The sequence below is a fragment of the Helicobacter sp. 12S02232-10 genome, from assembly GCF_002272895.1.
Classification (GTDB): domain Bacteria; phylum Campylobacterota; class Campylobacteria; order Campylobacterales; family Helicobacteraceae; genus Helicobacter_J.
This window is the reverse complement of the sequence record NZ_MLAQ01000003.1, coordinates 83,930-110,355: the sequence shown is the minus strand read 5'-3', so window position 1 is coordinate 110,355 and position 26,426 is coordinate 83,930. Positions and strand designations below refer to the sequence as shown.

Below are 26,426 nucleotides of genomic sequence, written 5' to 3'. Positions count from 1 at the left end.
GTTTTTATTCTTAAAAGGTGGCAATATGATGAATGTGTTTATGAAAAAAAAGTCACTTGTTTCCAGAGAAAGTTTTCAAAGCACTGAAAACATTTGCTTAGATGGAGGAATTATTCTTTGGATCGATCTTTTGCACCCCACAAGTGCTGAAGTATCTTACATTGCAAAAACTTATATGCTTGACATTCCTACTAAAGAAGAACGCGAAGAGATTGAGCAAAGCGCAAGATATTGGGAAGATAGTACAAGCATTACCATCAATACCTACTTTCTAATGAGGGATTCAGAACTCGAACTACACAACCAAACGGTTACTTTCATCCTCTATAAAGGCATCCTATTTACTATTCGCTATAATGAATTCAAGGTCTTTGATGAAATCCAACAACGTGTTTTGGCAAGTCCTAAAAATTTTGAAGACGGGTTTGATCTTGTGAGTAAAATCTTTGAAGTGCGTATCGAAAAAGATGCCGATTTGCTTGAAAGTGCAGGTAGAGAGACTAGCGATCTTAGAAAAAATGTTGTTTTTAACGAAAAAAATCTCAACCACGATAATATTCTTACAAAGCTTTCAATCCTCCAAGAGCTCAATATGGGACTTAGAGATTCCCTTTTTGACAAACGTCGTGCCATTACTGCGCTTCTCAAAAGCGATAAAGTAGATATGGATGTAAAAAAAAATCTGACCATTGTACTCAAAGATATCAACTCCCTTGTAGAATTCACTACCGTTAATATGAATGTCTTGGACAACATTCAAAGTCTTTTTACTAGTCAAATCAATGTCGAACAAAATAAAATTATTAAAGTTTTTACCGTAGCGACAATGGCAATGATGCCTCCAACCCTGATTGGCACGATCTATGGAATGAATTTCGAAAATATGCCTGAATTGCATTGGCAATTTGGTTACCCCATCACGATACTCGTAATGATTATATCCACGATTCTTCCTGTAATTTATTTTAAGAAAAAAGGATGGCTCTAAATGCTTGAATGGCTCTTGGATCCAAGTGCTTGGATTGCTTTAGCAACACTTACACTATTAGAAATCGTTCTAGGGATTGACAATATTATTTTCATTGCCATTATCGTAAGCAAACTTCCCCTACACCAAAGGGATAAAGCTAGAGTCTTGGGGTTGGGATTGGCAATGTTTACACGCATTGCTCTACTTGCTTCGCTTTTTTGGATAATGAAACTCACACAACCACTTTTTGAAATCTTAGGAAACCAAATTTCAGGCAGAGATATTATCTTGATTTTAGGGGGTCTTTTTCTTATTTATAAGAGTACTCACGAAATCCATTCTCAAATAAATTCTCCTGCTTTGGAAAAAAAGGATATTGATCAAAAAACATCAGGTTTTTTTTCTACTCTCATTCAAATCTCAATTTTAGACATTATTTTTTCACTTGATTCTGTTGTTACAGCAGTCGGAATGGCAGATCATCTGCCTGTAATGGTGATTGCAATTGTATTGGCAGTTCTAATAATGATGGTAGCTTCCAAAAGTATCTCTGAGTTTGTCGAGCGCAACCCTACCATCAAAACTTTAGCACTTGCATTTCTTATGATGGTAGGTATTGCCCTAGTGGCTGATGGGCTTGATTTTCATATCCCAAAAGGCTATATTTATTTTGCAATGGTCTTTTCTTTGGGAGTAGAATGCATAAATATTTATGCAAATAAAAAAGCCAAAAAATAATCCTTATAAAAAAATCCTCTCATACCGTAACTTTTGCGTGAGATTGCCAAGCAATCCGCCCGAATGCACAAAAACAATTTCTCTATCTTCAAAAAGCTTCAAGTTTTCACTCAAGCACAACCAACCCAAACAATCATAAATCAAATCAAACTCTACTCCCAAAGACAACCACTCAAGATAAATTTCATAAAGCTTTTTATGAGGTTTTCCAAAAGGAATTTTTATGCTTGAGCTTATAATATTTTCTGGCAATCCCGCCCCAATAGTCTTAAAAAGCGATTCTAAATAAGTAGAGTCACCCGCTGCCCCTACACTAAAAATACAGGGTAGAAAACTTGCTAAATATGCCACACTCGCCCCACTTCCTGAAACATAAAATACTGCGGGATTTTTCAAGTCCCTCATATCCTCACGTAATTCCAAAGCAAGCCTTTCAATGCCTTTCTTGGCTATTTCACAGGCCCCTCCTTGAGGAATAAACAATGCTTTTTTATCTAAACTTTCAAAGATTCTTCTTGCTCTATCTTCAAGAACATCTATACCCCCTGAGACAAACTCCAAACGCATTCCGTTCTTAAGGGCGTGTGCAAAATTACCTTGCGGACACTCTCTTAAATAAGTACTTGGCGTAGGAGTAACATAAAGAAAATCACAGCCCTTGAGTTTAGCAATATAAGAAAGTGCAAACATTGCATTGGATTGATTGCCTCCATAACTCACAAGCGTTTTTTCATTCAAATCCAAATACAAAAGAGCTTCAAATTTTCTAGCCTTGTTTCCATTTAAAACAGGATGGAGCAGATCATCGCGTTTGAGATAAATTTTTCTACCCCGCCAAAAATACGATTCAAATGGAGCAGGAAATGAAAACAAATTATTTACCTAAACAAAACTCTCCAAACATTTTATCAAACATTTCAGAGATATCATAAGGATGAGTAATGCTTGAAATCGCTTCCAATGCATCACTAATATTGTAAGAAAAAAGTTCCAATTCACGACTTTCAAATACATTGATGGCCTCTTGAATGCTTTTAATCGTTTTTTCAATCGCTTGTATTTGGAATACTGAAGTCAAAAGTATTTCTTCCCCAATTTCATCTTGTTTCAAAATAGAAGAAAAAATTTCTTTGAGCTTTAAGGCGCATTTTTGAGAATCTTTAGCGTTAATTGAAATACTTTGATAAGGTATTTTTAGTGATTTTTCAATCTCTTTAAAATCCAAGACTGCTGGCAAATCATTCTTATTAAATGCAATTATGCAACGTTTATCAGGAAATTCATTCAAAAGATTTAAAATGTCCTTATCATCTTTATCTGATTTTGTAGAAGCATCAAAAATAGCTAAAATCATATCACTTTCTCTTGCAGCTTGAATGCTTTTTTGTATGCCTAAAGCTTCGATAGAATCTTTAGTCCCCCTAATGCCAGCAGTGTCAATAATTTTAACAATATTCCCTTCAATCTGAATACTCTCTTCAATTGTATCTCTAGTAGTACCTGCAATCGGACTGGTAATGGCACGATCATAAAGTAAAATTGCATTTAAAACAGAACTCTTACCCACATTGGGCTTGCCAATAATACTCAAACGATACCCATCTACCATTCCTTGACGCATACTTGAAAACTCATAGATACCTTGAAGACGCCCCATAATAGTTTCAAGTTGAGAAAGAATGCCAACACTCATATCTGAAGGAATATCTTCCTCGCTATAATCAATCATCACTTCACTGTAAGCAAGCAAACGCAATAAGCTTTCGCGAGTCTCCTCCACAAAATTCCCCAATTCTCCTTTAAGCTGTCTCACAAGGACTTTTGCTGCATTTTGACTTTTAGCCTCAATCAGTTTTGCTAACGCACTAACTTGCGAAAAATCAATCCTTCCATTCAAAAAAGCTCTTTTACTGAATTCACCTGCATTTGCAAGGCGAGCACCCGCCTTAAGGCAGGCTTCTAAAATCATTTTAGCGCTTATTAAGCCTCCGTGACATTGTATTTCACATACATCTTCACGCGTATAGCTAAAAGGAGCCTTAAAATAAATTACAATTGCTTCATCAATCAGTTCATCAAAATCATTATAAATAGAACATAAAGTCGCATAGCGTGGGGAAAAGTTATTTTTTTTAGTGAGTTTATGCGTAATTATAAAAGCTTTCGAACCGCTCATTCTGACAATGGCCATCGCTCCATTCCCTTGAGGTGTAGAAATGGCTACAATCGTATCTTTTTCATTCATTTCTGATAAAATCGCTCACAATAATATAACGCTCATCAAAAGTATTGGTGCGAAAAGAAACATATTTATTTGGAAAAATGTCTCGAAGTTTTTTTAAGGCAATATAAGCAAGCACTCCATCAAGGGGCTTTGTTTGAGCTTTACCAGTTTCATATACGGTCGTAATAATATTTTGAAGATAAATATCCATCGCTTCTTCTTGGTTTTTTAAAAATTGAGCGATTTCTAAGCGAATGTTATAGCCATATTTAGGATGGATCCAATTAAAAAGCAAATAAGACAATGCTTTATAACGATAGCCTTTTTCCCCGATCATCAAAGCAGAATCCTCCCCATCTAGAGTAATTAAAAGCGTTTGAGGATCATAAATGCCTACTTCAATTTTATCAATTTTATAGGGCATAGAAGCAAACAGGGCTTTGAGTTCATTTTGAATTTCTTGCGTGATTTTTTCAGAATCTGTCTTTTCATTTTCTTTAAAAAAACTTTCATCAATGCTTGACTTATTTCCTTCAAAATTTGATGGATTCAAAGAAGAATTTTCTAATGATTGCCCTGAGGATAAAATGTTTTTTTGAGGGGTTGGCGTCGAAAGAATAGGAGTGGGTTGGGAGGCAGTTGAATGAGGCTTTTGAGTAAAATTTTGTTTGAGAATAGTTGCAACAATAATCGCATCTTTTTTACCGATTCCAAAAAATCCTTTTGAAGGACTTTGAACAACCTCATAATCAAGCTCTGTAACCGAACAGCCCAATTCTATCGAAGCCTGAGTAATAGCTTCTTGCAAAGTTGCAGCAATAATTTTTTTCATTTTTTCTCACCATGATGTTGCTGGAGTCTATGCTCTTGTATTTCAAGAGCTTTTTTTCTATCAAGCATTCTATTGATTAGAAGCTGCTGGATAATGGAGAAAACGTTATTAACAGTCCAATAAAGCACAAGACCCGCAGGAAAAGTGATTAAAAAGATTGTAAAGAAAACAGGCAAAAGTTTAAAAATCTTTGCTTGAGTGGGGTCAGCAATCGTGTTGGGAGTGAGAACCTGATGAAAATACATAGAAAGACCCATCAATAAAGGAAGCATAAAATATGGATCCATCACTGATAAATCGTGAATCCATAAAATCCATCCTGCACTTTTAAGCTCTACAGCATTATAAAGCACCCGATAAATGGCAAAAAATACAGGAATTTGAAGCACTAAAGGCAAACATCCGCCCATCGGATTGGCACCATTTTTCTTATAAAGCTGCATCATATGGGATTGAAGTTTTTGAGGATCACCCTTATATTTTTCTTGAATTTCTTTCATTTTTGGTGCAAGCTCTTTGAGTTTTTGCATACTCACCATACCCTTATAGCTCAAAGGGTATAAAACAATACGCACAATCAAAGTCAAAAGAATAATGGACCAACCCCAATTACCGATATAGGTATGTAAAAAATCGAGAAGCAAAAATACAGGCTTAGCAAAAAAAGTAATCATCCCATATTCCACAACATCTGTAAGAATCGGATAGATTTGTTTGAGTTCTTTATAATTTTTAGGACCTATATAACCCTCAATTTCGGCATTTCCATTCAAAGAAACAAAAGGTAAAGGATTATTTGTTCCTGCTTCTGCATCAATAATCGCATTAAATCCCTTAGGAGTTTGAGTAAAAAATAGTGACGTATAATAACGATCAACGCTTGCAATGAATTTTGCACCACCAAATTGCTCAGGTTTCTTAGCGTCTTTGTCTTCGACTTTTTCTATCTTATCCTCGCTTGTTTCCAATAAAACCCCGTGAAAAGCATATCCATCAGCATCAGCAACAGGTCTAGATCCGTTTGTAATCACATAGGGTAAATCTTGTCGATCAAGCTCAATTTTTATATCGTATTTTAGATTCGGATAAAAAGTAATAATCTTTTTTATCGTAACAGATTGAAGTTTTTGAGTCAAAATCAGGGTTTGAGGAGTATCAAGAAGTTCAATTCGATCTTTAGCAGCTTCATAATCTTGACTGAAAGCTTCATTATTGAGTGCAACATCTGAAAATCTTATTTCCAAAGGTTTTAAGGCATCATTTCCTAAAAGCGGGAGTTTGTCAATCGCTTCTTGAGGCTTGGAAGCAAATCCGAAAAGTCTTTTTACGTGATCAAAAAAACCTTCTTGTTTTGGAGCGGTAAATTTTTTATCTTTGAGATAAACTTGAGCAATTCTTCCTAAATGATCAATGTCAATCTGAACATCTTTGGATACAACCCTTGCAATGATTCTATTAGACTCTACATCAGTTCTAGGGGAAGTTTTTGAAGAAACAAGAGGAGCTGGGGCAGAAACATCTTGCCTAGCATTTTCAGTAACCCTATCGTGCTGGGATTCTTGAATGGGGGTGTCTGCAGGCTTTTGAAAATAACTATAAATAACGATGAACAAAAACGAAGCCGCCACTGCCAAAATGATTCTCAAGTTCGAATTATTGTCTTGTTTCACTTGCTATACCTCATTATAATGATTTGATAATATAAAATTTTATTTTTGGGGATCGTAAGTTTGCTAACGGAACCAACCAAAACACAATTTTTTGAGGGGAAGAAAAATCTGCTTCCAAAACCTCGCAACCTATGGGATAATCAATCCCGCCTTTAAAAAACTGATTACACTTTAAAATTCTCAAACAGATTTGATAAAGAGCTTTCAAAGGACGATTAAATCTTAATGTCCAAAGTGCATATTCTGAACAAGTTGGGTAATATCGACAGTTACTTGAAAGAAAAGGAGAAACAAATTTTTGATACATAAGAATCAAACCTTGAATAACGAAAAATATACAAGAATGAAGAAAATTTTTTTTCATAAAGTTTTTCCAAATATTTAAGGTTTCTAAGAGAATTATGCAGACACAAATGAATGCGATTGAGAAAAACCTTTCAAACACTTTAAAAAATCTTGTTCAAGTTCGGCATAAGAAGTCGTAACTAACCCTTCTTTTGCCACAAAGACCAATGCATAATTTTTAAGCTTTTCAAAATGATTCCTGCACATAAACCTTATTCTTCTTTTAATGAAATTGCGCTCGACAGCTTTTCCAACCTTTTTAGATACGCTAAGACCTAGTAAAAAATCACAATATGGCAATTTTGGGCGAAAAAATGATAAATCTTTATCATTCAACGCCAAAAGATACAGGGTAAAATTCCTCGCATATCTCCTATTGCCTTTTTTATATACGATACTAAACTCTTTTTTGTTTTTTAAAGAATTCATACAAAGCAAATCAGACAGCGAGTCTTTTTCTTCCTTTGGCTCTTCTAGCACTGATAACTTTCCTGCCGCTCTTTGTTTTCATTCTGGATCGAAAACCGTGCGTCCTTTTTCTTGGCGTATTGTGCGGTTGATATGTTCGTTTCATCCCTATGCCCTTTTAAATTAAAATGAAAATTTGCATTATAATGACTTTTTACTTAAATATACTTTGAAATTATTTGGATTTTTCTTTGTCTTCAACTAAAACATAAAGCTCTTTAAGATTGTTTGCCTGAAGCAAATCAACCACTTTAATAAAGCTATCCAAATTACTATCCTTATCTCCCTGTAAAACAATCGGTGTATTTTTTGGGTAAGAACTGACGGCTTTTTTAAGGGCATCAAAACTCACTTCTTTTTCATTCAGATAATATTTGCCTCCGTTTGTAATGGCTATATTAACACGCTTTTTATCCACTTCTTGAGGAGTATTGGAAGAATTTTGATCAACTTTTGGAATATTGATAGGCAACTTTGAGGTAGAAACAAACGAAGCCGTCGTAAGTACAATCACCAAAAGTACAAGCATAATATCGATAAAGGGAACAAGATTCATTGAATCCATTTTTTTCATTCAATCGCCCCTTAAAAATCTTTGTCTAAACGCTTAGGAGAAGCTTTAGTTTGCACAGGTGGATTGTGATAAATATCCCATTTTGTAATGATAATCTCACTTTTTCGCACCAACATATTGTAGATTACAATTGATGGAATCGCTACAATCAATCCCATTCCTGTAGCTTTAAGCGCTAAAGCAAGACCGACCATAATCGCTTTAGTATCCACAAAAGATGTCGAACCGATATCTATAAAAGTAACCATAATCCCTGCGACTGTTCCTAAAAGTCCAACATAAGGAGCATTTGAACCAATCGTTGCAATCAAAGTAAGTCTCTTGTATAAATCAAGTTCAAGTTCTCTTTTATCAGTATAATCATCTACCCGAACAGTTGCATAAAACCAAATCCTCTCAATGCCAATGGCAATCACAACAACAGATAAAAAGCCTAAAAAAAACAAAACCCCATAATCAAGCCATTCTTTCATCTCTAACCTCTATAATAATTTTTTATACTTGCCTGTGCTTCTCTATCAAGTATTCTTTTTTTAATGCTTTCGCGCTTATCGTGAAGATTTTTTCCTTTTACCAAAGCGATTTGGACTTTCGCTTTATTTTTTTGATTAAAATAAATCTTCAAAGCAACGATACTAAGCCCCTCTATACTAACCTTTCCAGATAATTTATCAATTTGCTTCCTATGTAAAAGCAATTTTCTCTCACGCCTTTCATTAGGTTTGTAATAAGGGTTTGTGGTTTCAAGATAGGAAATATGTGCCCCAAATAAAAATGCTTCCCCCCGCACAATCTTAACAAAACTGTCTTTCAGATTAACCCGACTCTTTCGTAAAGCTTTGACCTCTGATCCCAATAAAGAAATGCCAGCTTCTATTGTTTCTAAGATTTCATAATCAAAAAAAGCCTTTTTGTTTCTTGCTATAATAATCAAGAACGCCCCTTTAAGCGAAAAAAGCTACTGCCACTCCCGCTAAAAAACCATTCTTTTCCAAGCTCTTTATGAATATCACCAAGAGCAGGATAAGCACGAATTGCGGGATAAAAAAGATCATTGAGCGAGCTACGTTCATAAAAAGACAAAAATTCATCACTACACTTATTTGAACCTTCAAAACAAGAATTCAGAGACAAAATACCCTCTTGCAGCATTTTATCGTATTGGTTATAAACGATTGCAGTATCACAAAATATATCTGGAGTAAAAATTTCAAAATCATAATCACTTTCGTCAAACTTTTCTAAAATCTCCCCTACTCCCGACACATTTGCACTTGTAAAACCGCTTGTAAAAAATGCTACATCCGCTCCGATTTTTGATCCAACCAAACGCAATGCATCCCCATCCAATCCCAAATCAAAAAATTTATTGATTTCTCTAAGGCACATTCCTGCATCTGCGCTTCCTCCACCCAATCCTGCCCCCTTAGGAATGCCTTTTTGCACTTCAATACTCAAGGTTTTAAGCATTGAAAATTGTTTGCCTTGAGTTTTCAAGAAATTTTCAAGTGCAACAACAGATAAATAGATCAAATTATCTTCTTTTGAGCAACCAAAATCACCTCTCAAAGAAAAATGATCCGCACTTTTAATCTCAATAATGTCTTTAATTTCTCCTTTTGCCAAGACAAAGCGAGAAAAAATTTGATGGTAAGAGCCCTTAAAACCAAGTATTTTTAAAAAAATATTCAGTTTTGGAAATACATCGAATATCAACTTTGCCTCTTTAATGTTTAAAGACTTTCCCTATCGTACTAAGGGCGTCTTTACCGATATCAACAGAAGCCTTTTTGTTTTCAGAAGTTACAGCTTCTTTAAGCTCAGCTCTTAAAATCAATGTGTTTGGTGGGGCATCAAAACCTAACTTCACGCTCCCTCTGTCTATTGATATAACTTTAATGCTGATATTTTCTCCAATGACAATGCCCTCATCGGACTTTCTTGATAAAATTAACATTTTTACTCATCCTATTTAGTAAATACTTAACGCTCTTATCTTCTCTAATTTCAATTATAGAAAAAAAATCCTCAAAATTGGCTATATATATTCCGGATTTTTGATTTTGTATTAAAAATTTCTTACCCTGTCGCAGATTTTCACAAATTTCATTTGAAAAATCTGAAATTACAGGATATTTCAAAACTTTTAAAGGGTCTATTTCTTCCACTTGCCCCATCTTGCCTGCTATCATTCCTTCACTGATTCTTTCTAAGGAAGATAATGAGGCACAAACTCCTAAAGCATCAGCTATCATCTTTCCCACACTTCGAACATAAGCCCCTTCGCTTACGCTAATACGAAAAGTAACATAAGGATGGTTGTAATTTAAAAGCTTCAAATCAAAAATCTGCATTTTAATTTCGGGTAATTCCACTTCCATACCAGCCCTAGCAAGCTCATAAGCCCTTTTGCCTTGAATCTTTTTGGCGCTATATTTTGGAGGAACATAAGTAATCTCTCCTTTTAGAGTTTCAAGAACATCTTCAATGCGCACTTTTTCAAATTCTTTCAAAATCAAAACAGAAACAATATTTTCTGTATCCAAACTCAAACTTTGTGCGCCTAACCACAAAGTCGCCTCATAAACTTTGGGAGTTTTTGACAAAAAAGGAAAGAGCCTTGTATAGCTCCCAAATCCAACAATCAAGCTTCCTCGTGCAAAAGGATCTAAAGTCCCAGAATAGCCAGCTTTTTTGACTTTATAATCACGTTTTAAACGCTGAAGAAAATAATTACAAGAAATCTGCGCAGGCTTATAAGCTGCTACCAAAACATTCAATTGCTTCCCTTGGAATATATAAAATGTAAATTCCTAAATAAAATATATAGCCTTTAATATCATTTTTATTCTTATAATGAAATAATACAGCACAATGACAACAAAAAGGAGTTTTATATGGAGCAAGAGTTAATCTTAAAACCTGACGCACTCATCACTTCAAAAACAGATCTCAAAGGTAAAATCACCTATTGCAACAGAGATTTTTTGTATTATGCCCACTATAAAGAATATGAGCTTATCGGAAAACCTCACAATATTATCAGGCATCCTGATATGCCAAAAACCGTTTTTAAACTCTTATGGAATTATATCCAAAACAAACAAGAAATTTTTGCATTTGTGAAAAACAAAAACAAAGAAGGTCGATTTTACTGGGTTTTTGCCAACGTTACTCCAAGCTTTGATGCCAACCACAATATCATCGGGTATTACTCAGTCAGACGCAAACCAAATCCCAAAGCAGTTGAAGCAATTTCAGGGATTTATGCACAAATGATTCAAGTTGAAAAAAATGCGGGTATGGAGGGGGGAATCAGAATGCTTGAAGAACTTTCCAAAAAAACTGGAAAATCTTACAATCAAATAATTTTTGAAATGCAAATGGATTAAAATCTGGCAAATTATTGAATTGAAAAAATGAATTTGGACTACAAAAATATTAATTATTAATTATGATTATTATAAATAACTCTAAAATTTAAAATCTTATACAAATAAAAATAAATCTATTCCGTAAAATATAGCATATACCTACCAAAAGTTGGCATTAACGATAGAAATCCAATTGAACAAGATTTATTGGATATTATTCCAATCTAAGGTTTTGACATAATGACATTCAAATGAGGAGTGCCTTTTGGAACAAGAATTAATTTTGGAAACAGACACTTTAATTACCTCAAAAACAGATTTAAGAGGAAGAATTATTTATTGCAATAAAGATTTTATGCGCTATGCAGGACTTATGGAGCACGAACTTATCAATCAACCCCACAACATTATCAGACATCCCGATATGCCAAAAGCTATTTTTAAGCTTTTATGGAATTATGTAAAAAATGGAAAAGAAATCTTTGCCTTTGTTAAAAATAAATCAAAAAATAACAGATTTTATTGGGTTTTTGCCAACATTACCCCAAGTTTTGATATTGAAAATAACATCATCAGCTACTATTCAATCAGACGCAAACCAAATCCCAAAGCAGTTGAAGCAATTTCAAAAATTTACGCTCAAATGCAAGAAGCCGAACAAATAGAAGGAGCAAATGCAGGCATCAGAATACTCGAGGATCTCTCTAAAAAATTCAATAAAACATATAATGAAATCATATTTGATTTACAAAAGGATTTTCAATGAGCACTAAAATTTCAGCTCTGAGTATTTTTATCGGTCTTATAGGGATTATCCTTAACACTCTATTCAATCCTTTGGGATTGGGAAGTTTTCTTATTGATGGGGTTTTTATAATTCTCATAGCACTTGCTGGATTTCTCATTTATCAAAATAACGATACGCAAAAAATCATTCAAAAAATCCTCAAAATCTCCCAACACCTCAAAGAAGGAAATTTTGAAAGTCGTATCATTGAGGCAAGCGGACCAAAAGATTTGGTAACTATTGCAGATAATATCAACGATTTACTTGACCATCTTGAAGCGTTTTTGCGCGAAATGAAAACCTCTCTTGAAGCTTCCTCTAAAAATGAATTTTATAGAAAAGGTATTTATGAAGGTCTTAAGGGAACTTTTGGACAAAATATTCGCAACATCAACAATGTGCTTGAAAATATTGAAACCAACTATAAAGAAAATGTCAAAAATGCCCTTTCAAAATCATTGATGAATATGAGTCTAGATAGCCAAAATAATAATTTGACCAAAATATCAAACGAACTTGGAAAAGATGTTGAGCTAATGCACGATGTAGATAAGGGTATCCAAACCATCAAAACCCTTTCTAATAAAAGCAAAAATGACGTTGCTTCCATTACAGAATCCATTAATAATCTGATGGTATTGATGGATCAAAGCAATTCTGCAATCTCAGGATTTGCACAGAAATCTCAAGACATTGGAAATGTCATTCAACTCATCATTGACATTGCCACTCAAACCAATCTCTTGGCATTAAATGCAAGCATAGAGGCTGCAAGAGCAGGCGAACACGGTAAGGGATTTGCAGTTGTAGCTGATGAGATCAGAAAACTCGCAGAAAAAACTCACAAAGCCACAAATGAAATCTCTATCGCAATTCAAACAATGCAACAAGAAGTCGATAGTATCCAAACAAGCAGTGAAGAAGTTTATCAAATCGCAAGTGCATCGCAAGAAAAAATCACTGATTTTAATGTCGTTTTTGATGATATGGAACAAAACAGCAACGGACTCTCAAGTGTTTTCGTAAAACTCTCCAAGTACCTCATACTCAGCATCACAAAATTAGATCATATTTTATATAAATCCCATATTTATCTCAGTCTCAACCATCAAACCCAAAATCAAGATTTTGATAGAAATCCTATTTCTCCACTTTTTGATGATGAAGAAACAAAAAATATCTTACATCATTTTATTTCTGAAGACGATTTGCATCAAATCAAAGATGAGATTTCCAAGCATTCAAAAAATGCAGTTTCTGCCATTTCCAATGAGATCACGCCAGAAATCTCTAAGCGTATCATTTTAGATGTTCAAGCACTCGAATCTCAAAGCAAAACCCTCTTTGATAAACTTGAAGTGAATAACGCGTGATCTGCTCCAAAAAAATTCTTGCATTTTGCAACGCGTTTTTTCTGTGAGAAATTTGATTTTTTTCTCGCTCTTCAAGCTCTCCTAGTGTGCGTTCATAGCCTATCGGGATAAACAAAGGATCATAACCGAAACCATTTTCTCCCCTAGGGCTGTCAATGATTTTTCCCTCAAGCTCTCCCCTCACGACTTTTTCAACGTATTTTCCCCTGATTTTTCCCACCAAAGCAATCGCTGCTACAAAAGTCGCCTTTGAAGATCGAATGGATTTTTTGTGCAAGTTTTGAATCACGCATTCAATATTGGCAATATCGGTTGCATTTTCACAAATCCCATTGTTTAAATTGGCATACCTTGCGCTATAAATACCTGGTTCTCCATTTAAACCTTCAATATGCAAACCACTATCATCACTCATCACTAATAAATCATCAGGAATAGACTTTAAGACTCCATAAAAACTTTTTGCTTTTATCAAAGCATTTTCTTCAAAAGTACTTCCGTTTTCTTCTATATTAAGACCTTCAAAAATATCAGGATTAGGCACAATCTCATAATCGCTAAAAATTTTTTGTATTTCCTTAATTTTTCCCTGATTGGAACTCCCGATAAAGATTTTTATCCTCCCTTTCAATACAATTCTCCTTCTGCTTTTATCTCAAAATCTTATCAAACTTTTTTGGCTATAATCATAACAAAAACAACCCAAGTCTCAAGAAGGTCTGCGATGATAAAAAATACTCTTCCCTTAACTGGGATTGCTGTGCTTAGATTTTTAGGGCTTTTTATTGTCCTACCCGTAATTTCCCTTTATGCAACCAGTTTCAATGCTTCCCCTTTAATGCTCGGACTCGCCGTAGGTGGGGCTTACCTCACACAAGTCATTTTTCAAACTCCCATCGGAATTGCCAGCGATCTCTATGATCGAAAAAAAATCGTGATGTTAGGTCTGTTTGTCTTTATGATTGGCTCCATAATTTGTGCTTTCGCACACAATATCGAACTGCTTGTAATTGGAAGACTGATACAAGGAGCTGGAGCTGTAGGAGGGGTAGTAAGTGCTCAAATTACTGATCTTGTCAGAGAAGAACAACGCACTAAAGCAATGGCGATTATGGGTGGGGGTATTTTTGCAAGCTTCACACTTGCAATGCTTATAGGACCAGTTATCGGGGCACGCTTTGGAGCAAATTGGCTCTTTGGAATCACAGCTTTCTTGACACTGTGTTCAATGATTTTACTCTATACAAAAGTCCCAGACACTCCAAAAATAACCTATTCATTTGAAGAAAGACCTGCGTGGCAACATACCTTGAAAGACAAAAATCTTTGGATTATCAATCTAAGTTCATTTTTTGAAAAAACATTGATGACTTTAATTTTTGTAATTATCCCTTTAGTCGTTGTCAATAAATTTGGATTGAGCGAAGAAAGTTTATGGAAAATCTATACGCCTGGGGCGATTATTGGTGTTTTAGCAATGGCTCCAGCAAGCATTATTGCTGAAAAATACGGAAAATCCAAGTTTGTAATGCTTTATGGCATTTTGATGTTTTTGATCGCCTACGCTAGCATTTCTTATTCGAATACAGACTCTGCCTCACCTAAAATTTGGCTCTTTATTACTGGAATTATGATTTTTTTTATTGGTTTTGCCACTTTAGAACCCATTATGCAATCTTTGGCAAGCAAATACGCCAAAGCCCATCAAAGAGGAACAGCATTAGGGATATTTACGACTTATGGCTATATCGGCTCATTTGTCGGAGGAACAGCTGGGGGCGTGCTTTATCATTTTCTAGGCATAGAAAAACTTGCTTTAGGTGTGGTTTGCTTGTGCATTCTTTGGATCATTATGCTCTTTTTCCTAAAAAATCCCGCCAAGCAAAAAAATATTTATCTCCCGCTTGATTCTTATCATAAAGAAAAATTTAAAGCTATTAATAATACTACAGGCATTATTGAATGGTATGTGAATGAAAGTGAAAATATAATTATTGTAAAATACGATGCACAAAAATATACCGAAGAACAAATCATTGAAATCTGTGCAACATTCAAAAAATAAAAGGATTGATATTGATGGAACAAATAGTTTCAGATTCCAAGCCACCAAAATATGAGATCAGCAAAAAAATCCTCAATACCGTAGGAAAAACCAACGCTGAATATGGACTCATTCAAGAAGGCGATAGGGTTTTGTTAGGGTTGAGTGGGGGTAAAGACTCTATTCTTTTAGCCTGCATTTTGGAAAGAATGCAACGTCACGCCCCTTTTAAATTCGAATTCAAGGCACTTACAATTCATTATGGATTGGGAGAAAAATTTGATTGGCTGAGTGAATTATGCCAACGTCAAGGCATTCCCCACGAAATCTTTTATACCACCATTGCAGACACAATCAAAGAAAAACGGCGTGAAGGCAGTTCTTATTGCAGTTTTTGTTCTAGAATGCGACGTGGCTCACTCTACTCCAAAGCTTTGGAAATGGGTTATAACAAAGTCGCCATTGCGCATCATTTAGATGATGCGGCTGAAAGTTTTTTTATGAACCTCACTTACAACGGCTCTCTTAGAAGTATGACTCCGATTTATCGTGCTGAAAACGGGTTACAAGTAATCCGTCCTTTGATCCATATACGTGAAAGACAAAGCATAGATTTTGTAAAATCTCAAAATATCCCCACTGCCCCTGATTGCAACTGCCCTGCAAAACAACCCGATTCAGACAAACCTCCCATAGCAAGGCTTGCAACTAAAAATTTTCTCTCTCAAATGGAAGAAACGAATCCTGAATTTTTTAAATCTCTGAAAAATGCGTTTTGCAACCTTCACGCTGAAAGTTTCAGCGATAAGTCCTATCTTAAAATCTAAAAGCTATCAAAAAAATTTAAGCAGGTTGCATCAAAGCCTGCAAGCGATATTTAAACATCATTTTATCCAAGGCCTCCCAAATCGCTAGTTTAGCATCTTCATAAAACATTCCAATTGTATCGTTTGGCAAATGCAAGCACGCTATCATTAAGCTTTGACACATATGCGCCAAAGAACCCTCAAACAAAATGCCTACAAAAGGAGAGGTTGAACTTTTTTTCACACACAATAAATTGACCCTATCAATCAAGGCAAAAAGCTCTCTCTTTGTTTTGATTGGTGTTCTAAAAATTTCAATAAGCTCATCTTTAAAACTTGAAAGCTCTCCAGTGTAAAGATCTTCTCTTTGATCTGTGAAAATTTCTTTAAAGTTTTTAACAAAATAACTTTTAATCTGTTTAATAATTTTTTTCTTATTGATTTTTGCCAAATTAAATTCTTGCGCCCGAGTCGGTCTGGCTCCTTCGATATATGCCCCCTCTCCAAGATTTAAAGCCATCTTTGGAATAAAAGTTTTAATGGCTAAAGAAATTTGATGCATTGAAAGCAAAAAAATCGAATCGCTATAGACATTTTTATCAAAATTCCCTCTTACAACAACTGCACCTGGAGGCAAAACAAATTCTTCATCTCCATAAAAAGAAGATGAGGCGTGTTTTCCCAAACCTTCAATATAGCCACAATCTAGCCCACACATCAATACTTCACTTCCAAGCTGGCAAGCCAAAGCAAAACCTGCATTACCCACAAAAGGCGCGCTGTATTCCATTACGCTTTTGGATCCATAAAGATACCCGCTCGCACTCCCCCCACGCATAAAAATATAAGCTTCCTTTGCTAAATCCAATACTGAGGGATTGACCATATTCCCACACAACAGAGGAATATTCCCCAATGGAGCATCTTTTAAAACATCCAAAAGATAATCAATCCGTTCAATCTCTATTTGAAAATCAGGTACAACGCCATAAGCCCTCAGAGGCTTTAACGCCGTGCCACAACTAAAAATAATCATCTTATTTTGATTGCTTTTGATAAAAGGAAGTAACCCATCCAAGCTCGCTCCATTACCTACGACACAAATGGGCGCATTGACTCTTTGAGGAATTTTTAGAACAGGATTTTTAAGACTCTTGAACGGAATATTCTTAAAGGTATTCTCAATCCCAATCATTTCATCCTCAAAACTTCCCCATCCTCTTGCATTACTTGCATATTCCTCTTCAATAACCTTTTGAACTGCATCAATCTTGGGACTAGAATATATTTTAAGCTCAAGCCTCAAAAAATTATTCGTGATCTTTTTTTGTACAAAAAAATTGCGGATAAAAAATTTATCCACAAGGTCTTTGACAAAAATATAACAACTTTTAGGCGAAGTATTTTTAAACAGTTCTTCATAATCGACAAAATAACAGCTAATTCGAAACATATCGATATTTTCTTCAAAAATAAGCAAAGAATGAAAAAATACTCCTCGCTCCCGAATAAATTCTAAAAATAACCCGCCTAATAACCCAAAAATAGTCGTAGTGGGAAGAAAAGAACGGCTCAAATAATATTCTTTAATCCCCCCGTGCTTATGCAAGAGATCAATGAAGGAATTGCAAGCATCACCAGTGATTGGAAGTTTGGAAATATCCATTTTGTCTAGATAAATATGATTGGTATGGATCTTCCATTTTGGATTAGAAACAGGGGATCGAGCAATATCTTCACAAATTGCAACCATCTGGTGTTGGTCTTCAACACAAGGATAAGTAAGCTGCCGGCTTTTTAAATTGATAATGTTGAGTCCTTTTTCATCAAAAAGCAAATTATATTCGCTTGCAGGAGCCTTAAGAGTATCAAAAAGCCTTGGGGAAGTTTGATGAAAAAATTCCATATTTTTAGCAAACCTTCTTGAGATTTCATTTTCAATTTGGGGTTTGTCATTCATTTTCAAAATTTCCAAAAACGTCATTTTAATCCTTGAAATAAATTTATTATTTTTGGTACTCTAACCAAATTATTGCATATTTTATTGAACTTTTTTACAAAAGCCCGATTGAATTTGCTCCTAAGCTTAAGGTGTTAAAATACCCATTTAGTATTTCAGAATATACCAAAACGAGGCAAAGATGTTAAGGTTGCATTATTTTTTCAAAAGAGTTTTTCTATTCTATATTGAAGGTTTCAAAAAAATGGAAACAGGAAAAACTCTTTGGAAGATTATCATTATCAAGCTTATCATTATGTTTGGAATTTTAAAAATTTTTTTGTTTGACAAAAATATTGACAATACCTTCAATACCAATGAACAAAAAAGCTCTTTCGTGCTTGAAAATTTAACAAAATAAGGAAGAAATATGGACTTCTCAAGTGTGGATTATTCAAGGGCGCAGTTCGCCCTTACAGCTCTTTATCATTTCTTGTTTGTTCCCCTAACACTCGGGCTTTCTTTTATCGTTGCGATTATGGAGAGCATCTATATCAAAACAGGAAAAGAAGAATGGAAAAAAATTACAAAATTTTGGATGGGACTTTTTGGAATTAATTTTGCCATAGGTGTGGCTACAGGCATTATTATGGAATTTGAGTTTGGTACAAACTGGGCGAATTATTCTTGGTTTGTCGGGGATATTTTCGGAGCTCCCTTGGCCATTGAAGGGATTATGGCATTTTTCTTGGAGGCAACTTTTTTTGCAGTGATGTTTTTTGGTTGGAATAAAGTCTCAAAAAAATTCCACCTACTCTCCACTTGGCTTGTAGCTATCGGAAGCAATTTAAGCGCATTTTGGATACTTGTTGCCAATGCTTGGATGCAATATCCCATCGGCACAACATTCAATCCCCAAACAGCCCGAAATGAAATGACAAACTTTTGGGAAGTTGCCCTTTCTCCGGTTGCAGTCTCAAAATTTTTACACACTATTGGTAGCGGTTATGTCATCAGTGCTTTGTTTGTAATGGGGATATCTGCCTATTTTCTCCTCAAAAAAAGAGATTTTTGGGCAGCTAAAAAAAGTCTTATTGTTGGGGCAAGTTTTGGCTTAGTTACGGCAATATTTTTGATGTTTAGTGGCGATGAAAGTGCATACCGCGTTACACAGCATCAACCTATGAAACTAGCGGCAATGGAAGGTATTTATCAAGGCGAAAAACGTGCTTCTTTGGTAGCCTTTGGAATTCTCAATCCAAACAAGCAACCTGGAGACAAGCAAGAAACTTTCCTATTTAATCTCCAAATTCCATATGCTCTTTCTTTATTGGGAAATCGAAGCCTAAATAGTTTTGTGCCTGGAATTGATGATTTAATTTATGGAAATCCAAAATTTTTGATTCCTCCAATGCAAGAAAAGATTGATAGTGGCAAGATGGCTGTCAATGCCCTCAAAAACTACAAAGAAGCAAAAGCAAATAATGATTCTGAAAAAATGCGGGCTGCTCAAAGTGTTTTAGAAGCAAATATGAAAAATTTTGGTTATGGATTTTTAAATGATCCTAAAGAGACCATTCCCCCAATCGCGACAACTTTTTATAGCTTCCATCTTATGGTGGCTTTGGGGAGTTACTTTTTGCTTCTTTTTATTGTAGTTCTGTATTTGAGTATGGCAAACTCCATTGAAAAATACAAAAAAATCTTATGGCTTTGTGTTTTTAGCATTCCTCTAGGCTATATTGCTGCAGAAGCAGGCTGGATTGTAGCTGAAGTAGGCAGACAACCTTGGGCTATTCAAGATCTGATGCCTGTTGGAATTGCAGCAACACATCTTTCAAGCGTTAATGTAGGAATTTCTTTGGCAATCTTTGCAATTTTATTTACCGCGCTATTGATTGCTGAAATCACCATTATGATCAAGCAAATCAAATTAGGATTTGAAAACCCTGTATTTTTCAAATCAGACAAAAAAGGAAATGAAAATGTTTGAAACACTGAGTCTATACCAACTGCAAGTTTATTGGTGGTGCATCATCAGTCTGTTAGGTGGCGGACTCGTGATGATGTTTTTTGTTCAAGGCGGGCAGTCGCTTTTAAATGCACTTGCCAAAACAGAGTTGGAAAAAACCTTGATTATCAATTCTCTGGGTCGAAAATGGGAACTAACCTTTACGACTTTGGTTCTTTTTGGGGGTGCCTCATTTGCCGCATTTCCTTTATTTTACTCTACAAGTTTTGGAGGGGCTTATTGGGTATGGCTATGCATTTTATTTTGTTTCATTCTTCAAGCTGTAGCCTATGAATTTAGAACGAAAAAAGGAAATGTCTGGGGGAAAAAAACTTATGAAATATTTTTATACATCAACGGATATTTGGGAGTATTTTTAATCGGAGTTGCTGTCAGCACATTTTTTTCAGGTTCAAACTTCGAGCTGGGTGAATATAATTTTGTAGATTGGAAAAGCGAATCTAGAGGTCTTGAACAACTGCAAAACCCTGCAAACTATTTATTAGGCTTTGCTCTTGTATTTCTTTCTCGCATTATTGGTGCAAGTTATCTGTTCAATAATATTGATCAAATCATTATTAGGGAGCGTGCAAAAAAACAAATGCTTATCAATACCTTGCTTTTTCTGCCATTTTTTCTCGGATTTATTGCGTGGATATGCCTCAAAGATGGATTTGGAATTGCCCAAAATGGAGAAATTGTAATGATTAGCCATCAATATTTTCTTGCTTTTATCAAACACCCTTATTTGCTTGTGATCTTTCTAGTCGGGGTGGTGGGTGTTTTATCAGGGATTTATTTAAATGTCTTCAAAGACTACGAAAAATCTATCTTTATCTTGGGAGCAGGGACTATTCTTACTGTAATGGCGATATTTTTAAACGTAGGGTTAGGAGAAAGTCCTTTTTATCCATCAACCTATAACCTTTCAAGCTCACTAACCATAGAAAATGCCTCTTCAAGTCACTACACACTTGTGGCGATGAGTTATGTATCATTGCTCATTCCTTTTGTACTTGCTTATATCGTATATGTTTGGTATTCTATGGATAAAGTCAAACTTACCGAAGAGGAAATTAAAAATTCCTCACATCTCTATTAAAGGAAGCAAAATGACAACATTATATCTTTGTGCGTGGCCTGTAATGATTTATCTGTCTTATAAATTTATTTGTCTCAATATCAGCCACATTGAGATAATCCAAAGCTTAGAATCTAAATCCTAAGCCTTTCCTCCTCCCCTTTTTTTCTTTTTGTCTCCCTTTTTCTCCCTAAAAAACAAAACATTATAAAAATGAAAATTTTTCTTCTTTGTTTTCTACATATTTCAATATCTATATAATAGATAATTATTTAGATATAATCTACATTCTTAATTTTAAATGGGATAGGAATTTTAATGATATTAGATAAAAGATTCTATATATTTATTTTGATAAACGCCATTATCCCGCTCTTTACTCCTTTTACAAAACTCAGCAACTATACTAGACCTGTCATTTATAGCTTTATTTTTATCTTGATAATTTATTTTTTACTTGATTTTTTGAAGTCTAAAAAATGGCGTTGTATTATCAAAAACATAATCGTTTTATTCTGTATGATTGTAGGCTTTATTGATTTATTTTGCATTGTTAATTTCAATACCCCTATTTCACCAAATATTTTCGATACAATTTTAGCTACTCAAGAAAATGAAATTAAAAATTTTTTAAGATTCTATCTTCAAATACCGACCAACATTATTTTAATTATTGTCTATATCGGAATTTGCGTGGCATTCTTCCTTATAAAAAAAGATTTTATTCTCACAATCAATAAAAAATTTGTCGGTATTTTTTTAGCTCTTGCCATCATTGTTTTATCAATTCTTGCTATCAAAGATTATGTAAAAAATGAAATCAATCAATTCCATACACTTGAAAAACTAGTTCAATCCATTAATATTACCAATATCTTTTATTCTATTATCACAAGTATCGTGCAAACTAAAAAATATCAAAATTATATGAAAAATATAGAATCAAATCTCAAAAACCCAAAGACTTATCTATTGCAAAATCACGCAACCATACCTAATATTGTCATCATCATAGGAGAAAGTGCTTCAAAAGATTTTATGCATATCTATGGTTATGATTTAGAGAATACTCCTCATTTAGATAAAGCTCAAGCAAAAGTTGGGGGGGGGGGTTATTTGTATTTAAAGATGTCATCAGCCCAGAAGCCCATACCGAACAAGTTTTCCAAACTATCTTAAATTTTAGCGATTATGAAAATAGAAAAACGCCTTGGTATGAGCAAATGAATCTTTTAGATATTATGAAAATGGCAGGATATAAAACATTTTGGTTTTCTAATCAAGAAAAAACAAGCCTATGGGAAAGCAATCCGAGCATTTTAGCTTCCCGAGCGGATTTCTCATTTTGGACACCACCACAACCATCTGAATCCTATGATGAACAACTCATTAGCTTGTATCAAAAACATAAATCCCTTTTAGATACTGCATCAAATGAAAAAAATAATAAAAATCTTATCATTTTCCACTTGCAAGGCTCACACTTAGAGTATAAAAGTCGCTTTCCCCATTCCTATGCTAAATTCAAACCAAGCGATATTGATGCTAAAAATTTACATACAAAGTATCAAAAAGACTTACAAATAATCAGTGACTATGTTAATTCTCTGTATTATACCGATGATGTGTTAAATCAAATTTTTGACCTGTTTAAAAATACTGATTCCATTATTTTTTACTTCAGTGATCACGCTCAAGATGTATTTCAAAGTGATCATTCAGTCGGACATAGATGCAGTAATTATGGAGTAGAAATTCCATTTATGATTTTTGTAACCGATGCATTTAAAATGAAACATAAAAAAGAGGTTGATTTAATAAAATCTGCTTTGAAAAAACCTTTTATGACTGATGACTTTATCCAATCTTTGCTTCCTTTGATTGGCATTAAAACCCAAGACAACATCGAATCTAAAAATATTTTTAGCTCACAATTTGATATAAAACGCAAAAGATTTTATTGTGGAGATAATGATTATGATAAGGGGAAAACAATCCCCTATTAGTTCAAAATCTTGGAGGATTTAAAAAATATTTTATAAAAATAAAATATACCCACCATCAATACAATACCCACAACATAAGCTGCTAAAAGCGAAGAAGTCAAACTTGCCACTCCAAAACTTATCAATGCGCACAAAGCCGCAGTAGTCGCATAAGGCAATTGGGTAATAAAATGACTTTGCACAGAGCATCCTGCTCCGGTAGCTGATAAAATTGTTGTATCAGAAATTGGAGAGGTATGATCCCCATACACAGCTCCTGCAAGCACTGCAGAAATTGACAACATAATATCTCCTCCAGAAGCAAGTACAACGCTCACTCCAACTGGAAGCATAATCGCAAAAGTCCCCCAACTCGTCCCAGTAGCAAATGCAATAAACCCTGAGATCAAAAACAAAATCACAGGCATCATTACAACTGCGCGTTGGGATAAAAACTCTTTACTCAAATCAGCCAAATAAACTCCAGTCTGCATATCATCACGTATCACCGGACCTATTGCCCAAGCCAAAATCAAAATAAAAATTGCTGGGAGCATACTTTTAACACCTCGAGTTATCATAAGAAAAAACGACTCTTGATGCAAATGCTTCAAAGAAATCACGATACTCACAAGCAGTGCAAACAACCCGCCATAAAAAAGAGAAAACGCTGTATCGGTATTTTTCAGCATTGCAAAAAGCGTCGCTTCTTTTCCTGCCTGATACCCTGTCCATAAAATCATAAAACTGATCGAAAAAATCAAAACTAGCACAGGAATTATCAGAAGCCATATTGAACTTGAAGGTTTATTTAAATCATCATCTTGAAGCAAGTCGCTAACACCTATATTTCTATATTTGTTCATCGCTGGCAAATTGATTTGCCAATAAATAGTTAAAAATACCGCTAAAAGAGCAAACCACGCATAATAATTACTCCATACACTATTCATCAATACAAACAAGCCATCCCCTACTGAAGCAGGAACGCTTGTCTGCATAACCCCTATGATATAAGCCCCCCAGCTTGAAATCGGCATCAAGATACATACTGGGGCAGAAGTTGAATCAATCACATAAGCAAGTCTTTCTCTTGTGGAATGATTGGCATCATTAAGAGATTTAGAAATTTGCCCGACGGTCAAAGCATTGAAATAATCATCAATAAAGATCACAATCCCTGCTAGAAAAGCTATAAATTCTGATCCTTGCGGACTTTTTATACGATGCCTTGCCCATTTTACAAACGCATTTACCGCCCCAGAGTGCGAAATCACTTGCGTCAAAATTCCAAGAATAATCAAAAAACCAAAGACATAAACACTCCACCAACTTATATACAGACTAAATGATCCATTCTTATCTGCTTGCAATGTATATAAAACTGAAGATATCCTCTCATAAACATAGATAAAAATTCCCCAAAAATTATCATAATTCATCATTATCCCGCCAAGGACAATTCCTAAAAACAATGAAAGAACAACTCTCTTGGTAAAAAAAACCATCCCAATCACGCAGACTGGCACCAAAAGACTCAAAGCAGAATCAGCATAGTTCATAAAATCCCTTAATGTTGTTTGTTCAAGATAACAAAATCATACCAAAAATGAATGCAAGCACCTCTCTAAGATTTAGATTCAGCTCCATTTGCTTTCGATAAATCTTTCATTTTTTGCAATTCTTTTTCTTCAAATTCAAGCTCTGTATCAAGCATTTTTATTTTCATTTCCATTTTTTTGATTTTATTGGTCTTATCTTTCAGTTTCAATTCTGAAAGTTCATTCTTAGCTTCTGAAATTTTCTTTTCAAGCTTAATGATCTGTTCTTGCGTTTTTCTTAAAACCTTTTCATCACTGCAATGTTCTTTGAGCTCTCTTAAAGCGTGCTTAAGTTCTGAAGCTTTGTTTTTGTTCTTCTGCTTAAGCGCATCATTAATTTGAGATTGGACATTATTGATTTTAAAATCACAAATCGGTCCTGCTATTAATATTGCAGATAAACAAGAACTAAAAAATAATACCTTTATCATTTAAAACTCCTATAAATTTTATTGTGTAAATACACAATATTATGATAATCAAACAATAATAAAACTAAAATAAACTTATTTTTTATTTTCCTTGAGCAAATCTTTCATTCTAAGTAGCTCTTGCTTGGCAGCAATGTATTGCAAATTGGCTATTTTTAAATCAATCTGAGCCTGTCTGATTTGATGAATATTACCCTTTATTTGGGCATCACTAAGATTTATTTTTGCTTGTTCTAGATTATTCTGAGTCATCTCAATGTTTTGATTGATATCTTTCAAAACATCAGAATCTTTACAATTTTTCTCAAGTTCTTGAAGATTTTTTTTTAATTCTGAAAGATTTTGATTGGGATTTTTTTTAAGGGCATAATCAATCTGAGATGAAACATTGTTGATTTTAAAATCACAAATCGGTCCGCCATAGCCTAAAACAAATAGTAAAGAAAATATAAAGAAATATTTTGACATCGCTTCTAACCCTTAAAAAAATAGTTCTTTTTAGATGCAACAGAGATTATACAATAAAGGTCAAAGTATTTTAGAAAACAGAAATAAAAAAGAAAATGAGCTGGCCGGGAGAGAGGGATTCGAACCCCCGGAGGTGTGACCCTCAACGGTTTTCAAGACCGCCGCTTTCGACCGCTCAGCCATCTCCCGAAACACTTGGTCATAATAAAGCAAGATTAAGAAAATGAAATTAATTGCATTTTTTATTTGGAGGCGACACTCGGATTCGAACCGAGGAATCAAGGCTTTGCAGGCCCATGCCTTACCACTTGGCTATGTCGCCTTATTTTGACTTATATGGTGCCCGAGGCCGGACTTGAACCGGCACGGAAGCAATATCCGAGGGATTTTAAGTCCCTTGTGTCTACCAATTCCACCACCCGGGCATTCTATCAAAAATAAAAAAACACAGCAAAATAAATTTGACTCAAAGAGATTTAAAATTAAAGCTATAACTTAAATTATCTTTTTTCAAGAAAGTCAAAAGTATGGAGCGGGAAACGGGGATCGAACCCGCGGCCCCAACCTTGGCAAGGTTGTGCTCTACCACTGAGCTATTCCCGCAAATATTTCCTGTATCAAGGGCATAATTCTAGCAACCCTTTTTAAAAAAATCAAGGCAAAAGCAAAAAATTACAAAATTTTATATACAATAAGCATTTTAAA

Annotated in this window: 30 protein-coding genes and 4 tRNA genes; 12 read left to right on the top strand and 22 right to left on the bottom strand. The window is 34.6% G+C overall.

Going from position 1 to position 26,426, the window contains the following annotated elements; all coding sequences use genetic code 11:
* Positions 1-25 precede the first annotated feature (25 nt).
* Both corA and BKH41_RS09745 read left to right on the top strand, forming a co-directional pair.
* Positions 26-988, top strand: a complete 963-nt coding sequence (gene corA / locus BKH41_RS09750; RefSeq protein ID WP_180762718.1) for a magnesium/cobalt transporter CorA — start codon at positions 26-28, stop codon at positions 986-988.
* Positions 989-1,708 (top strand): TerC family protein, encoded by a 720-nt coding sequence (locus BKH41_RS09745; RefSeq protein WP_180762717.1) that lies wholly within the window; start codon positions 989-991, stop codon positions 1,706-1,708. It abuts the gene before it with no gap.
* Positions 1,709-1,711: 3 nt separating this feature from the next.
* On the opposite strand, the gene BKH41_RS03600 is transcribed toward BKH41_RS09745, so the two are convergent.
* The 13 genes from BKH41_RS03600 to truB form a co-directional block, all read right to left on the bottom strand.
* Positions 1,712-2,581, bottom strand: a complete 870-nt coding sequence (locus BKH41_RS03600) for a 1-aminocyclopropane-1-carboxylate deaminase (protein WP_095297069.1) — start codon at positions 2,579-2,581, stop codon at positions 1,712-1,714.
* Position 2,582: 1 nt separating this feature from the next.
* Positions 2,583-3,953 carry a tRNA uridine-5-carboxymethylaminomethyl(34) synthesis GTPase MnmE gene (gene mnmE / locus BKH41_RS03595; protein ID WP_095297068.1) on the bottom strand — a complete coding sequence of 457 codons (1,371 nt, stop codon included), beginning with the start codon at positions 3,951-3,953 and terminating at the stop codon, positions 2,583-2,585.
* Positions 3,946-4,764, bottom strand: coding sequence for a Jag N-terminal domain-containing protein (locus BKH41_RS03590; RefSeq protein ID WP_095297067.1), 819 nt, complete (start codon positions 4,762-4,764; stop codon positions 3,946-3,948). The genes mnmE and BKH41_RS03590 overlap by 8 nt, the downstream gene beginning before the upstream one ends.
* Complete coding sequence (gene yidC, locus BKH41_RS03585; protein ID WP_095297066.1) at positions 4,761-6,434, bottom strand: membrane protein insertase YidC; 1,674 nt, start codon at positions 6,432-6,434, stop codon at positions 4,761-4,763. The genes BKH41_RS03590 and yidC overlap by 4 nt, the downstream gene beginning before the upstream one ends.
* Positions 6,435-6,447: 13 nt before the next feature.
* Positions 6,448-6,798, bottom strand: a complete 351-nt coding sequence (yidD, locus tag BKH41_RS03580; RefSeq protein WP_095297065.1) for a membrane protein insertion efficiency factor YidD — start codon at positions 6,796-6,798, stop codon at positions 6,448-6,450.
* 35 nt (positions 6,799-6,833) lie between these two features.
* On the bottom strand, positions 6,834-7,259 hold the full coding sequence (gene rnpA, locus BKH41_RS03575; protein WP_257875392.1) for a ribonuclease P protein component: 426 nt from the start codon (positions 7,257-7,259) through the stop codon (positions 6,834-6,836).
* Positions 7,219-7,353 carry a 50S ribosomal protein L34 gene (gene rpmH, locus BKH41_RS03570; RefSeq protein ID WP_095297063.1) on the bottom strand — a complete coding sequence of 45 codons (135 nt, stop codon included), beginning with the start codon at positions 7,351-7,353 and terminating at the stop codon, positions 7,219-7,221. Before rpmH ends, rnpA begins: the two co-directional genes overlap by 41 nt.
* Before the next feature lie 69 nt (positions 7,354-7,422).
* A complete protein-coding gene (locus BKH41_RS03565) occupies positions 7,423-7,821 on the bottom strand; it encodes a biopolymer transporter ExbD (protein ID WP_095297062.1) in 399 nt (132 codons plus the stop codon).
* Positions 7,822-7,832: 11 nt separating this feature from the next.
* A complete protein-coding gene (gene exbB, locus BKH41_RS03560) occupies positions 7,833-8,294 on the bottom strand; it encodes a TonB-system energizer ExbB (RefSeq protein WP_095297061.1) in 462 nt (153 codons plus the stop codon).
* A gap of 2 nt (positions 8,295-8,296) precedes the next feature.
* Positions 8,297-8,755 (bottom strand): SsrA-binding protein SmpB, encoded by a 459-nt coding sequence (gene smpB, locus BKH41_RS03555; protein ID WP_095297060.1) that lies wholly within the window; start codon positions 8,753-8,755, stop codon positions 8,297-8,299.
* On the bottom strand, positions 8,752-9,537 hold the full coding sequence (locus BKH41_RS03550; protein WP_095297059.1) for a 4-(cytidine 5'-diphospho)-2-C-methyl-D-erythritol kinase: 786 nt from the start codon (positions 9,535-9,537) through the stop codon (positions 8,752-8,754). The genes smpB and BKH41_RS03550 overlap by 4 nt, the downstream gene beginning before the upstream one ends.
* Positions 9,538-9,547: 10 nt before the next feature.
* A complete protein-coding gene (locus BKH41_RS03545; RefSeq protein WP_095297058.1) occupies positions 9,548-9,778 on the bottom strand; it encodes a carbon storage regulator in 231 nt (76 codons plus the stop codon).
* Positions 9,750-10,601, bottom strand: coding sequence for a tRNA pseudouridine(55) synthase TruB (gene truB, locus BKH41_RS03540; protein ID WP_095297057.1), 852 nt, complete (start codon positions 10,599-10,601; stop codon positions 9,750-9,752). The genes BKH41_RS03545 and truB overlap by 29 nt, the downstream gene beginning before the upstream one ends.
* A gap of 117 nt (positions 10,602-10,718) precedes the next feature.
* Here truB and BKH41_RS03535 point away from each other — a divergent pair, with 117 nt between their 5' ends.
* The 3 genes from BKH41_RS03535 to BKH41_RS03525 all read left to right on the top strand — a co-directional run bounded on the left by BKH41_RS03535 (position 10,719) and on the right by BKH41_RS03525 (position 13,355).
* Positions 10,719-11,213: a PAS domain-containing protein gene (locus tag BKH41_RS03535; RefSeq protein WP_095297056.1), complete on the top strand. Its 495-nt coding sequence runs from the start codon at positions 10,719-10,721 to the stop codon at positions 11,211-11,213.
* A gap of 247 nt (positions 11,214-11,460) precedes the next feature.
* Positions 11,461-11,961: a PAS domain-containing protein gene (locus BKH41_RS03530; RefSeq protein ID WP_095297055.1), complete on the top strand. Its 501-nt coding sequence runs from the start codon at positions 11,461-11,463 to the stop codon at positions 11,959-11,961.
* Entirely contained in the window at positions 11,958-13,355 is a 1,398-nt protein-coding gene (locus BKH41_RS03525; protein ID WP_095297054.1) for a methyl-accepting chemotaxis protein, read from the top strand. The genes BKH41_RS03530 and BKH41_RS03525 overlap by 4 nt, the downstream gene beginning before the upstream one ends.
* On the opposite strand, the gene rdgB is transcribed toward BKH41_RS03525, so the two are convergent.
* On the bottom strand, positions 13,282-13,986 hold the full coding sequence (gene rdgB, locus BKH41_RS03520; protein WP_180762716.1) for an RdgB/HAM1 family non-canonical purine NTP pyrophosphatase: 705 nt from the start codon (positions 13,984-13,986) through the stop codon (positions 13,282-13,284). The genes BKH41_RS03525 and rdgB overlap by 74 nt on opposite strands.
* A 93-nt stretch (positions 13,987-14,079) precedes the next feature.
* Between rdgB and BKH41_RS03515 the strand changes: the two genes are divergently transcribed.
* On the top strand, positions 14,080-15,420 hold the full coding sequence (locus tag BKH41_RS03515) for an MFS transporter (protein ID WP_095297052.1): 1,341 nt from the start codon (positions 14,080-14,082) through the stop codon (positions 15,418-15,420).
* Positions 15,421-15,434: 14 nt separating this feature from the next.
* Complete coding sequence (locus BKH41_RS03510) at positions 15,435-16,226, top strand: ATP-binding protein (RefSeq protein ID WP_095297051.1); 792 nt, start codon at positions 15,435-15,437, stop codon at positions 16,224-16,226.
* A gap of 16 nt (positions 16,227-16,242) precedes the next feature.
* Here BKH41_RS03510 and BKH41_RS03505 read toward each other — a convergent pair whose 3' ends face one another.
* Positions 16,243-18,189, bottom strand: a complete 1,947-nt coding sequence (locus BKH41_RS03505; RefSeq protein WP_095297050.1) for a 6-hydroxymethylpterin diphosphokinase MptE-like protein — start codon at positions 18,187-18,189, stop codon at positions 16,243-16,245.
* 157 nt (positions 18,190-18,346) lie between these two features.
* Here BKH41_RS03505 and BKH41_RS03500 point away from each other — a divergent pair, with 157 nt between their 5' ends.
* The 5 genes from BKH41_RS03500 (at position 18,347) to BKH41_RS03480 (ending at position 23,242) form a co-directional block, all read left to right on the top strand.
* Positions 18,347-18,565, top strand: a complete 219-nt coding sequence (locus BKH41_RS03500) for a DUF4492 domain-containing protein (protein ID WP_095297049.1) — start codon at positions 18,347-18,349, stop codon at positions 18,563-18,565.
* 9 nt (positions 18,566-18,574) lie between these two features.
* On the top strand, positions 18,575-20,137 hold the full coding sequence (locus BKH41_RS03495; RefSeq protein ID WP_095297048.1) for a cytochrome ubiquinol oxidase subunit I: 1,563 nt from the start codon (positions 18,575-18,577) through the stop codon (positions 20,135-20,137).
* Positions 20,130-21,257 carry a cytochrome d ubiquinol oxidase subunit II gene (locus BKH41_RS03490; protein ID WP_095297047.1) on the top strand — a complete coding sequence of 376 codons (1,128 nt, stop codon included), beginning with the start codon at positions 20,130-20,132 and terminating at the stop codon, positions 21,255-21,257. Before BKH41_RS03495 ends, BKH41_RS03490 begins: the two co-directional genes overlap by 8 nt.
* 297 nt (positions 21,258-21,554) lie before the next feature.
* Positions 21,555-22,415: a sulfatase-like hydrolase/transferase gene (locus BKH41_RS03485; protein ID WP_095297046.1), complete on the top strand. Its 861-nt coding sequence runs from the start codon at positions 21,555-21,557 to the stop codon at positions 22,413-22,415.
* Positions 22,370-23,242: a phosphoethanolamine transferase gene (locus BKH41_RS03480; protein ID WP_095297045.1), complete on the top strand. Its 873-nt coding sequence runs from the start codon at positions 22,370-22,372 to the stop codon at positions 23,240-23,242. The genes BKH41_RS03485 and BKH41_RS03480 overlap by 46 nt, the downstream gene beginning before the upstream one ends.
* Here BKH41_RS03480 and BKH41_RS03475 read toward each other — a convergent pair.
* The 7 genes from BKH41_RS03475 to BKH41_RS03445 form a co-directional block, all read right to left on the bottom strand.
* Positions 23,239-24,783, bottom strand: coding sequence for a Na+/H+ antiporter NhaC family protein (locus tag BKH41_RS03475; protein WP_095297044.1), 1,545 nt, complete (start codon positions 24,781-24,783; stop codon positions 23,239-23,241). The two genes, BKH41_RS03480 and BKH41_RS03475, sit on opposite strands and share 4 nt — an antisense overlap.
* Before the next feature lie 65 nt (positions 24,784-24,848).
* Positions 24,849-25,253: a DUF1090 family protein gene (locus tag BKH41_RS03470; protein ID WP_095297043.1), complete on the bottom strand. Its 405-nt coding sequence runs from the start codon at positions 25,251-25,253 to the stop codon at positions 24,849-24,851.
* 75 nt (positions 25,254-25,328) lie between these two features.
* Positions 25,329-25,721, bottom strand: a complete 393-nt coding sequence (locus BKH41_RS03465) for a DUF1090 family protein (RefSeq protein ID WP_095297042.1) — start codon at positions 25,719-25,721, stop codon at positions 25,329-25,331.
* Positions 25,722-25,822: 101 nt separating this feature from the next.
* Positions 25,823-25,910 (bottom strand) — tRNA-Ser (locus BKH41_RS03460).
* Positions 25,911-25,968: 58 nt separating this feature from the next.
* A tRNA-Cys gene (locus BKH41_RS03455) sits at positions 25,969-26,043 on the bottom strand.
* Positions 26,044-26,058: 15 nt separating this feature from the next.
* Positions 26,059-26,146 (bottom strand) — tRNA-Leu (locus tag BKH41_RS03450).
* A 103-nt stretch (positions 26,147-26,249) separates the two neighbouring features.
* Positions 26,250-26,324 (bottom strand) — tRNA-Gly (locus BKH41_RS03445).
* Positions 26,325-26,426 lie beyond the last annotated feature (102 nt).

Bases quoted from the DNA above. Each gene is read 5' to 3' on its own strand.
- BKH41_RS03545 (WP_095297058.1), bottom strand. From the start codon at position 9,778: ATGTTAATTTTATCAAGAAAGTCCGATGAGGGCATTGTCATTGGAGAA.
- exbB (WP_095297061.1), bottom strand. From the start codon at position 8,294: ATGAAAGAATGGCTTGATTATGGGGTTTTGTTTTTTTTAGGCTTTTTA.
- BKH41_RS03505 (WP_095297050.1), bottom strand. From the start codon at position 18,189: ATGACGTTTTTGGAAATTTTGAAAATGAATGACAAACCCCAAATTGAA.
- rpmH (WP_095297063.1), bottom strand. From the start codon at position 7,353: ATGAAACGAACATATCAACCGCACAATACGCCAAGAAAAAGGACGCAC.
- BKH41_RS03565 (WP_095297062.1), bottom strand. From the start codon at position 7,821: ATGAAAAAAATGGATTCAATGAATCTTGTTCCCTTTATCGATATTATG.
- BKH41_RS03510 (WP_095297051.1), top strand. From the start codon at position 15,435: ATGGAACAAATAGTTTCAGATTCCAAGCCACCAAAATATGAGATCAGC.
- mnmE (WP_095297068.1), bottom strand. From the start codon at position 3,953: ATGAATGAAAAAGATACGATTGTAGCCATTTCTACACCTCAAGGGAAT.
- BKH41_RS09745 (WP_180762717.1), top strand. From the start codon at position 989: ATGCTTGAATGGCTCTTGGATCCAAGTGCTTGGATTGCTTTAGCAACA.
- BKH41_RS03515 (WP_095297052.1), top strand. From the start codon at position 14,080: ATGATAAAAAATACTCTTCCCTTAACTGGGATTGCTGTGCTTAGATTT.
- BKH41_RS03495 (WP_095297048.1), top strand. From the start codon at position 18,575: ATGGACTTCTCAAGTGTGGATTATTCAAGGGCGCAGTTCGCCCTTACA.
- BKH41_RS03470 (WP_095297043.1), bottom strand. From the start codon at position 25,253: ATGATAAAGGTATTATTTTTTAGTTCTTGTTTATCTGCAATATTAATA.
- corA (WP_180762718.1), top strand. From the start codon at position 26: ATGATGAATGTGTTTATGAAAAAAAAGTCACTTGTTTCCAGAGAAAGT.
- BKH41_RS03485 (WP_095297046.1), top strand. From the start codon at position 21,555: ATGATATTAGATAAAAGATTCTATATATTTATTTTGATAAACGCCATT.
- BKH41_RS03475 (WP_095297044.1), bottom strand. From the start codon at position 24,783: ATGAACTATGCTGATTCTGCTTTGAGTCTTTTGGTGCCAGTCTGCGTG.
- BKH41_RS03535 (WP_095297056.1), top strand. From the start codon at position 10,719: ATGGAGCAAGAGTTAATCTTAAAACCTGACGCACTCATCACTTCAAAA.
- BKH41_RS03500 (WP_095297049.1), top strand. From the start codon at position 18,347: ATGTTAAGGTTGCATTATTTTTTCAAAAGAGTTTTTCTATTCTATATT.
- yidD (WP_095297065.1), bottom strand. From the start codon at position 6,798: ATGAAAAAAAATTTTCTTCATTCTTGTATATTTTTCGTTATTCAAGGT.
- BKH41_RS03465 (WP_095297042.1), bottom strand. From the start codon at position 25,721: ATGTCAAAATATTTCTTTATATTTTCTTTACTATTTGTTTTAGGCTAT.
- BKH41_RS03590 (WP_095297067.1), bottom strand. From the start codon at position 4,764: ATGAAAAAAATTATTGCTGCAACTTTGCAAGAAGCTATTACTCAGGCT.
- BKH41_RS03525 (WP_095297054.1), top strand. From the start codon at position 11,958: ATGAGCACTAAAATTTCAGCTCTGAGTATTTTTATCGGTCTTATAGGG.
- BKH41_RS03490 (WP_095297047.1), top strand. From the start codon at position 20,130: ATGTTTGAAACACTGAGTCTATACCAACTGCAAGTTTATTGGTGGTGC.